2 protein-coding genes are annotated in these 2,574 nt (G+C 44.5%); both read left to right on the top strand.

What is annotated here, in order from left to right:
• A partial coding sequence (locus B9J87_RS06810) for a ribonuclease HI (protein WP_094149881.1) occupies positions 1-429 on the top strand: 429 nt, incomplete at its 5' end.
• Between the two features lie 208 nt (positions 430-637).
• Positions 638-2,574, top strand: a 1,937-nt coding sequence (locus B9J87_RS06805; RefSeq protein WP_254918106.1) for a LysM peptidoglycan-binding domain-containing protein, incomplete at its 3' end; no start/stop codon positions are given.

Genomic DNA, 2,574 nt, shown 5'->3' with positions numbered 1-2,574 from the left:
ATTTACGTAGACGGCGCTGCACCAAACAACCAACACGGATGTACACGAGGTGGTATTGGGCTGGTGGTTATGGATGAAGACAATGAGATTGTTCATGAAGAGAGCTTTACCATCAATCGAAAAACCGACAATGCTGAGCTGGAACTACTGGCCTTAATTGAAGCATTGGAATACGCAGAAGATGGGGACGTTATCTATTCGGACAGCGATTACTGTGTGAAAGGTTTCAACATCTGGATGGATGATTGGAAAGACCGAGGTTGGCGTCGAGCGGATAAGAAACCGGTTAAAAACCGCCAGCTTTGGCAACAAGTGGACGAGTTGAGTTCTAGGAAGTACGTCGAGGTATTTAAGGTCAAAGCACATTCGGGTATTGAAGGGAATGAAAGAGCTGACCTGTTGGCGGTTGAAGCGGCGGAAGCTGACTAATACAAGAAGTCATAGTTTGGGAGGATAACACCTCTCAAGCTATGCCCTATTTTTGTTTGGGCTAAGTTGGTTAATGATGAAGTCATTATCAATAGGTTTGGTTCCAGTGGGTGAAAATCACAATGTCTGCAATTGGTAGACCGAACTTATGGTTATCAATCCTGCAACTCCCGCTGGTTAGGTAGAATACATCCATTGAAAGTAGCGGATGGATTTAACTGTGGGTTATCGAGTGGTACGGTTAACCGAACTGATGACATATGAGTTTGGGCAGGTCGAAGGTGATATAGAAAGACTGGATGAGAGAACGTTGGGTTCAGCACTTCCTCAGGGAATGAGCTATTCTAGTTTTATGGACAAGCTGAAACGTGGTGAGTTAGCACTATTGACGGATTCCCCTTCTAAGCCTGTGATGCTCCAAGACGGAATGAGCAAATCTTGGGAATTATCGACTGAAGGACAAGAGGCACTTTCGCCAGAAGCGAAGAATGCCTACCTTTCTAGAACAAGAATGTCTGGCGGTGCGGCTGGTGGTGGTGCGCCAAGTAGAGGTGGTGCAAGTGAGCCTAGTATTGACGAAACGTATGTTCCTGAGCCTGTGAAACCCGACCAAAGAGAAACGACACCCAAGATTAAATATGAGTATTGTTTTGAAATAGCGTGTTCAGATGAAACGTTTAAGCAAAATATTGGTTGTGCATTCGAGTTGGCAAAAACCAAACAAGAGCCTGTAGTGGGTCGCTGGGAAACTGAGCGAACCGATCACGGTACGAAATACACCGCCTATACCGCATTTGATGAGCCTAAAAAGCTGGTCGTGAAAGTGGCTTCTAGCTCTATGGGCATTGGCGTTCCAGAGAGCGTACAGGTCAAGCCGATAGGCTCTGGTGTCGTACGAGAAGCCTTTATTCCAGTCGTCCCTTCGGTGCAGCTTGGTGAGCGTTTGGGACTACCAACAGAAGGTTACTACTACCACTTCTACAATGGACGCTTAATTCAAGAGTACAAGCTGCTTGGAAATGGCAAGTGGGCATTCTACGCGACACGTTCAACCCACGAGAAGCTCAATGATGAGCAAGGCTACAACGTCTATCAAAGTGCCATTCTGGTTTACTGGAAGCTCGAAGGTAAAGACGTTGAAAACCAACATCTGATTTATCTTGAACAGCCAATTACCCGAGAAGAGCTAGACAACCTCAATGATGACTGGTTGGCTCAACATGGTATCAAGCTCGATATCAACGAATTGCTTGCTGCACCCAAACAATCTGTCGCTGAAAGGCAAAACATTCAACCAGCGGAAACGGAGAAAGCAGAGAGTAAACCAGAAACGCATACTGTTGGGACGGATTTTAAAACCAACCAACGGGAATCATGGGGAGCCATTGCAGAGCAATATGGTTTGTCGGCGAAACAGTTACTTGATTTGAATCCAAAGTACAATGCTGACCCGATGAAATTGAAGGTTGGTGACCAATTAGTAGTAAGTCACAAGACCGAGATTGAACAACAGACCGATTTAAAGTTTGGGAAGCCAAGTGTTGAAGTGAAGAAATACAATAAGCCCACAAACTCAATTTATGAGTATTCCAGTTCTTACATCAAAGGTTCCACAGTCAAGTCGGTGAATTCTGAAGATGTTGTTCATGATGATCTTGTTATTGCTAATTTAAGGGAATTTGAAGAGCAAATAGAGTTTCAGTTGGGCTTTTCGATTGTTGAGAAATCTAAGCCCCTTCGTGATTTTTGGGAGCAAGACCTCAGTGATGTGTCTTCAAAAACGAAAAGCTTGCTCCAAGAGCATAACCAACATTTGCATGATCCTCTGATTCCTGGAGAGATAGTAATCTTCCTAACTAAGGAGCCGTCTTCAGAAGAGGAAAAAGCCAAGCTAAAAGCATTAAAAGATAATTCAGGTATGGCGAGTGCCGAGCTGAGTAAGTTGAGTCCTGATCAAGTTGCGCTGCATCAAGCTTACTTTGAAGTGATAGAAAACAAGTTGGTGGAGTATTGGAACACGGGTAAGCCGTCAGACACATTCGCATACATGGGGGCTGTCGTTGGGACCATAGCTCCGGCAATGCAGAAGAATCTAGAAAATGTATCTTCATCACTTAAAAAGATGGATCGTCTATACCTTGATCT

Source organism: Vibrio sp. V19_P1S1T109, from assembly GCF_002241375.1.
GTDB lineage: Bacteria > Pseudomonadota > Gammaproteobacteria > Enterobacterales > Vibrionaceae > Vibrio > Vibrio anguillarum.
Note: the sequence above shows the minus strand (reverse complement) of the source record. Positions and strands in the feature narration are given on the sequence as shown.